Consider the following 6,703-nt stretch of genomic DNA (forward strand, 5'->3'; position numbering starts at 1 on the left):
GCTGGCCGCTGTATGAATCACGCCTGAAGGGAAAGCTGCACGTTATCAGCAAGCGTTACACTCAGCGCATTGAGCGACATAATCTGAATCTGAGACAACATCTGGCAAGGCTGGGACGGAAGTCACTGTCGTTCTCAAAATCGGTGGAGCTGCATGACAAGGTCATCGGGCATTATCTGAACATAAAACACTATCAGTAAGTTGGAGTCATTACCTATATTAATAATCTCAAATAAGATGTTTTAAATATGAATATTGAACTTCGTCATCTGCGTTACTTTGTTGCTGTTGCGGAAGAGCTGCATTTCGGGCGCGCCGCTGCCCGCCTGAATATTTCGCAACCACCGCTAAGTCAGCAGATTCAGGCACTGGAGCAACAAATTGGTGCCCGACTGCTGGCACGAACTAATCGCAGTGTATTGCTGACGGCAGCAGGAAAACAGTTTCTTGCAGATAGTCGGCAAATCCTGTCTATGGTAGATGACGCTGCCGCTCGCGCTGAAAGACTGCATCAGGGTGAAGCGGGGGAGTTGCGCATTGGTTTTACTTCGTCCGCTCCTTTTATTCGGGCGGTGTCCGATACGTTATCGCTGTTTCGCCGTGATTATCCCGGTGTCCATTTACAAACCCGCGAAATGAACACTCGTGAGCAAATCGCTCCGCTCATTGAAGGAACGCTGGATATGGGATTGCTGCGTAACACAGCGTTACCGGAGACGCTTGAACACGCAGTCATCGTCCATGAACCGCTTATGGCGATGATCCCGCACGATCATCCCCTGGCAAATAACCCGAATGTAACGTTGGCTGAACTGGCGAAAGAACCCTTCGTCTTTTTTGATCCGCACGTCGGGACAGGGCTGTATGACGATATTCTCGGGCTGATGCGACGTTACCATTTGACGCCCGTCATCACTCAGGAGGTGGGCGAGGCAATGACCATCATCGGTCTGGTTTCCGCCGGTCTGGGTGTTTCAATTTTGCCTGCTTCATTTAAACGTGCTCAGCTCAACGAAATGCGCTGGGTGCCGATTGCTGAAGAGGATGCGGTTTCTGAAATGTGGTTGGTCTGGCCGAAACATCATGAACAAAGTCCAGCTTCGCGTAACTTTCGTATTCATCTGCTGAATGCTCTCAGGTGAGGGAAATTTCAGCGAAAAAGCCCGAAAAATGTGCTGTTAATCACATGTCTAAGTAAAAATTTGACGACACGTATTGAAGTGCTTCACCATAGCCTACAGATTATTTCGGAGCGCGAAAATATAGGGAGTATGCGGTGGTTGCTGAAAACCAGCCTGGGCACATTGATCAAATAAAGCAGACCAACGCGGGCGCGGTTTATCGCCTGATTGATCAGCTTGGTCCAGTCTCGCGTATCGATCTTTCCCGTCTGGCGCAGCTGGCTCCTGCCAGTATCACTAAAATTGTCCGTGAGATGCTCGAAGCACACTTGGTGCAAGAGCTGGAAATCAAAGAAGCGGGGAACCGTGGCCGTCCGGCGGTGGGACTGGTGGTTGAAACTGAAGCCTGGCACTATCTTTCTCTGCGCATTAGTCGCGGTGAGATTTTCCTTGCTCTGCGCGATCTGAGCAGCAAACTGGTGGTGGAAGAGTCGCAGGAACTGGCGTTAAAAGATGACTTGCCATTGCTGGATCGTATCATTTCCCATATCGATCAGTTTTTTATCCGCCACCAGAAAAAACTTGAGCGTCTAACTTCGATTGCCATAACCCTGCCGGGAATTATTGATACGGAAAATGGTATTGTACATCGCATGCCGTTCTACGAGGATGTAAAAGAGATGCCGCTCGGCGAGGCGCTGGAGCAGCATACCGGCGTACCGGTTTATATTCAGCATGATATCAGCGCATGGACGATGGCAGAGGCCTTGTTTGGTGCCTCACGCGGGGCGCGCGATGTGATTCAGGTGGTTATCGATCACAACGTGGGGGCGGGCGTCATTACCGATGGTCATCTGCTACACGCAGGCAGCAGTAGTCTCGTGGAAATAGGCCACACACAGGTCGACCCATATGGTAAACGCTGTTATTGCGGGAACCTCGGCTGCCTCGAAACCATCGCCAGTGTGGACAGTATTCTTGAGCTGGCACAGCTGCGTCTCAATCAATCCATGAGCTCGATGTTACATGGGCAACCGTTAACCGTGGACTCATTGTGTCAGGCGGCATTGCGCGGCGATCTACTGGCAAAAGACATCATTACCGGGGTGGGCGCGCATGTCGGGCGCATTCTTGCCATCATGGTGAATTTATTTAACCCACAAAAAATACTGATTGGCTCACCGTTAAGTAAAGCGGCAGATATCCTCTTCCCTGTCATCTCGGACAGCATACGTCAGCAGGCCCTTCCTACGTATAGTCAGCACATTAGCGTTGAGAGTACTCAGTTTTCTAACCAGGGCACGATGGCAGGCGCTGCGCTGGTAAAAGACGCGATGTATAACGGTTCTTTGTTGATTCGTCTGTTGCATGGTTAACATTTTTTAACTGTTCTACCAAAATTTGCGCTATCTCAATTTGGGCCAGGAAAGCATAACTTAGACTTTCAAGGTTAATTATTTTCCTAGTTTATATTTGTGAAGCATAACGGTGGAGTTAGTGATGCTGAAGCGTTTCTTTATTACCGGTACAGACACTTCTGTAGGGAAAACGGTGGTTTCCCGCGCATTGCTACAAGCGTTAGCCTCCCAGGGAAAAACAGTTGCGGGATATAAACCCGTAGCGAAGGGGAGCAAAGAGACACCCGAAGGGCTGCGTAATAAAGATGCCCTGGTGTTGCAGAGTGTTTCAACCATCGAACTGCCTTATGAAGCAGTTAATCCTATCGCGTTAAGCGAAGAAGAAAGTAGCGTGGCGCACAGTTGCCCAATCAATTACACCCTCATTTCAAACGGCCTGGCAAACCTGACCGATAAAGTCGATCATGTCGTGGTAGAAGGGACTGGCGGCTGGCGCAGTCTGATGAATGATTTGCGTCCACTCTCTGAATGGGTGGTGCAGGAACAGTTGCCGGTGTTGATGGTTGTCGGTATTCAGGAAGGTTGCATTAACCATGCACTGCTAACAGCTCAGGCGATTGCCAACGACGGGCTGCCGCTCATTGGCTGGGTGGCTAACCGAATCAACCCAGGACTGGCGCATTATGCGGAAATCATTGATGTGCTGGGTAAAAAACTTCCGGCACCGCTCATTGGTGAACTGCCTTATCTGCCGCGCGCCGAACAGCGAGAACTGGGGCAATACATCCGCTTAGCTATGCTGCGCAGTGTGCTGGCGGTAGATAGAGTCACGGTGTAACGTCCGCGAAATTACCGACGCAATGACGCAGGCAATCAATAAACCGGGGAGTAGCTGATACTCCCCGGTCATTTCACATATCATCAACGTCGACATAATCGGCGCGTGCGTGGTTGCCGCCAACAGTGTCGCCATCTCGGTCAATCCGAGTAAAAGCGTAATTTCTTCGCCATCAGGGAACCATAATCCCAGGCTACGACCATACAACATGCCAATGGCAAGACCGATAAATAGCGTCGGTGTAAAGACACCACCGGGTGCGCCGGAACCGCTACTCGCCAGCACGGCACACAGTTTACAAAGGAAGATCCCGGCAATGATCATTAACAGTGGTGGGGCGGTTAAAAAGGATTGTACGGTGCTATAGCCGTTGCCCCACACTGCAGGTGTGAACAGGGAAAGCAGACCCACGATCAACCCGCCTAGTGCCAGTTGCCAGGGCGGCGCAAGTTTGAGACTCACAAATCCACGATGACAGGCGTTCATTAACGTTAACAACAGTGGTCCGCACAGACCTGCCAGCACACCTGTACTGATAATCAGCGCATAGTCACGAGCCTGAACCGTCACTGAGAGTTGTACGTTGTAGAGTAACGCGTCGCTATGATTAATCAGATTGCTAACCAGCAATGCCACGACGGCGGAAATAATCACCGGGCCGAGAGAGGCCAACATCATAGTGCCAAACAGCACTTCGGCTATAAATAAACTGCCAGCAAGCGGGGCACGATAGGCCGCAGCCATTCCCGCCGCGGCGCCACAGGCGATCCATAATTTCCACTCCTGGCGTGGCGTAAAACGTTGGGCAAAACAGGAGGCGGCAAGGGCAGCTAAAAGAATCATCGCACCTTCGCGACCAATTGCACTGCCGCTGGTTACTACCAGCAGCGAGGCAAGCGATTTAACCAGGCTTGCTGCGTAATCGAACTGTCCATCGGTTTGCAACGCTTCCATGTAATCGGTCGGCGCATGAGGGCGTTGTTGGGTAAATTTCTGCCAGCCCATCAGCAACAAACCCGCCGCCAGTCCGCCGAGCGCCGGAGTTAGCAACCGTCGCCAGGGGGAAAGGTTTGTCGCTGCATTGACCAGACTGCCGGAGTCATTATTGAGGAACAACCACTCCAGTAGCAGCATCGCATGACGAAACCCGGCAACGGCAAAGGCCGCGAGAATACCGACGACTGTTGCGATAAGCAGACGGCGGAACATAGTGCGCAGATCCGGATAGATGTGTAGATGATGCATGAGCAGAAATGGGCAATGAAACACGGGCGACTATTTTGCGGCAAAAGAGGCCAGCCGCAAAAGCAGTGCGTGCTTTAAGAGATAAAAAAACGTGACACTGTAACCTATTATTGCCGGATTGCGCGTAATCGTCACCATCCGGCAATATTACGGTGATCCTATCGAAACAGCGGTTTAACCGCGACAGGAATTAACAGTTGTGATTGCCATTGCGCCAGCGTTAAGCGAGACAGTTCACCCAGTGCACGGTAGAAAGGGTGTTCTGCTTTTTCGATAAAAACATCAAGAAAACGTGTTGACCACGGAAAAAGGTGCCATGCCAGCAATTCTTCGCATTCTGTCTGGCGACCATTCTCCGCCAACCACGCAGCCATCAACAGCAGTGAACCAAAATGATCTTCCGGTTCGTATTGCTTCATTTCAAACTGAATGCCTTTCTCGCGCATCCACTGACGAAGTGCCAATGTTGAATCGCCAAACAGCACAGATTCGCGATCCAGCCAGACCGACCCCCACGGCGGAGACGGCAGTGCCCACGGGCCGACAAACAAACGCTGCCAGGCCTGGGCGTGAGTCTCTTCACACTGTGTCTGAAAAGCCGTCACCAGCGGCGCTAATGACGCTTCTGGTAGAGGCCACTGAGTTTCCCAGCCGTCACTGGTGAGTACCGCAACCAGAGGTGCGGCTTCCGCACTCTCTGGAGCGTAATAAAACAGCGCGCCCAACACGCGCGCCGCGACAGAAAAATTATCTTGCTGTGAAAAATGGGTCATTCCTAACATCCTGAAATGTGCGGGTTGCCCCGCACCAATTTGTTAACCTGCAATAGCCATTCCTACTGTCATGTGCAGGCCATAAAAGAGCACACGCCCGATCATCTCACCGCCAAGTATGAGGATTAGCCCCAGAATAAGTCCGGCAACGTGAGGTTCACGGCGACGAATGAGCGGGCAAAGCCAGCATCCAAGACTTGCGCATAACAATACCACACGCCAGACCTGTAAGGAGGCGTAATCTGGTACCAGTGCGCTGGCTTGTTGCACGGATGAGTGAATAGACGCCAGAGACAAACCTTGCAGCACAATCACCCCGGCACAAGCGATCAGCGCCAGAACGCTAATGATGGCAAATGGTGTGGTATTAAATGTAACGCGAGCTGCCCGCAGAATTGCGGCAGCAAGTATTGGACCGCTCAACAATACCGTCAGGAAGAAAGCCAGCGTAGTGTAACCGTTATGCCAGGTTGGCACGGTGTCGATTTGATACACGCAGGTCATCATCCAGACGAAAATGACGCCGAGCGCCATGCTGACAAGTAACCAGAGTTTCCCCAACGCTTGCGGCATTTTACCGATGACCGCCACCAGCCACCATAGTCCACCAACGGCAAAAAATATGGAACCGGCAGCAATCTCGTTACTCAGACCAGAAGCTCCGATTCGATTCAGCGAGTTAAACGCTCGCAGTGGCGATCCCAGGTGCATGACAGAGGCAATAAACCCGATGCCCATCAACAGCCAGAGGAAAAACATGCCACGGACAATACGCTGACGGTCTGCGTCATTTTTGGCGGCGAACCAGCCAATTCCGCTAACAATCAGCGCGCCTACTACGCATTGACCCAATACGGTAAAGATAACCAGTGGCCATTCATGCCATCCATTTCCCATTTTACACTTCCTCCGGATTAGCCAGATAACCAGTGGTATCGCTAGACTGGCCCCCTGAATCTCCAGACAACCAGTATCACTTAAATAAGTGATAGTCTTAATACTAGTTTTTAGACTAGTGAGGTGTACTGGCAATAGCGGACACTACCATTTGTTCTTTTTTTGAGCAGCCATCTGATGATATTTTTCCCTGAAGGCTGCCGGGGAGATATTCCCCAGACGAGAGTGACGACGCTGACGATTGTAGAAAATCTCAATGTATTCCCGTATTACTGAGATGGCTTCATCCCGGTTATTAAAACGATAGTGGCTCAGGCTCTCATTTTTCAGCGTTCCCCAGAAGCTTTCCATCGGAGCGTTGTCGTAACAGTTACCTTTACGCGACATTGATGTTTTCAGACCAGACTGCTCCTGTATGACCCGGTAATCGTATGCGCAGTACTGTGAACCTCGATCAGAGTGGTGGATTAG

8 protein-coding genes are annotated in these 6,703 nt (G+C 51.1%); 4 read left to right on the plus strand and 4 right to left on the minus strand.

Features of this window, described 5'->3' with window-relative positions; genetic code table 11:
* From BHE85_RS09040 to bioD, 4 genes are all read left to right on the plus strand, one after another.
* Positions 1–200: IS1 family transposase (locus BHE85_RS09040; RefSeq protein ID WP_000327172.1), on the plus strand; the 200-nt coding region annotated here is incomplete at its 5' end.
* 48 nt (positions 201–248) lie between these two features.
* A complete protein-coding gene (locus BHE85_RS09045; protein ID WP_001019547.1) occupies positions 249–1,142 on the plus strand; it encodes a LysR family transcriptional regulator in 894 nt (297 codons plus the stop codon).
* A gap of 134 nt (positions 1,143–1,276) precedes the next feature.
* Positions 1,277–2,497 carry a sugar metabolism global transcriptional regulator Mlc gene (gene mlc / locus BHE85_RS09050; protein ID WP_000225265.1) on the plus strand — a complete coding sequence of 407 codons (1,221 nt, stop codon included), beginning with the start codon at positions 1,277–1,279 and terminating at the stop codon, positions 2,495–2,497.
* A 124-nt stretch (positions 2,498–2,621) separates the two neighbouring features.
* Positions 2,622–3,317, plus strand: coding sequence for a dethiobiotin synthase (gene bioD / locus BHE85_RS09055; RefSeq protein ID WP_000919226.1), 696 nt, complete (start codon positions 2,622–2,624; stop codon positions 3,315–3,317).
* Here the strand turns inward: bioD and clcB are convergent.
* The 4 genes from clcB to BHE85_RS09075 all read right to left on the minus strand — a co-directional run.
* Complete coding sequence (clcB, locus tag BHE85_RS09060) at positions 3,270–4,562, minus strand: voltage-gated ClC-type chloride channel ClcB (protein ID WP_071844742.1); 1,293 nt, start codon at positions 4,560–4,562, stop codon at positions 3,270–3,272. The genes bioD and clcB overlap by 48 nt on opposite strands.
* Before the next feature lie 158 nt (positions 4,563–4,720).
* Positions 4,721–5,335 carry a Tat proofreading chaperone DmsD gene (dmsD, locus tag BHE85_RS09065; RefSeq protein ID WP_000148717.1) on the minus strand — a complete coding sequence of 205 codons (615 nt, stop codon included), beginning with the start codon at positions 5,333–5,335 and terminating at the stop codon, positions 4,721–4,723.
* 42 nt (positions 5,336–5,377) lie between these two features.
* The gene (ynfH, locus tag BHE85_RS09070; protein ID WP_000526495.1) at positions 5,378–6,232 is read right to left on the minus strand and encodes a selenate reductase membrane anchor subunit YnfH; all 855 of its coding nucleotides are present in this window, start codon (positions 6,230–6,232) and stop codon (positions 5,378–5,380) included.
* 144 nt (positions 6,233–6,376) lie between these two features.
* Positions 6,377–6,703 (minus strand): integrase core domain-containing protein (locus BHE85_RS09075; protein ID WP_146627455.1); only part of this gene is annotated, 327 nt, incomplete at its 5' end.

The sequence above is a fragment of the Shigella sp. FC1567 genome, assembly GCF_001743015.1.
Lineage (GTDB): Bacteria > Pseudomonadota > Gammaproteobacteria > Enterobacterales > Enterobacteriaceae > Escherichia > Escherichia coli.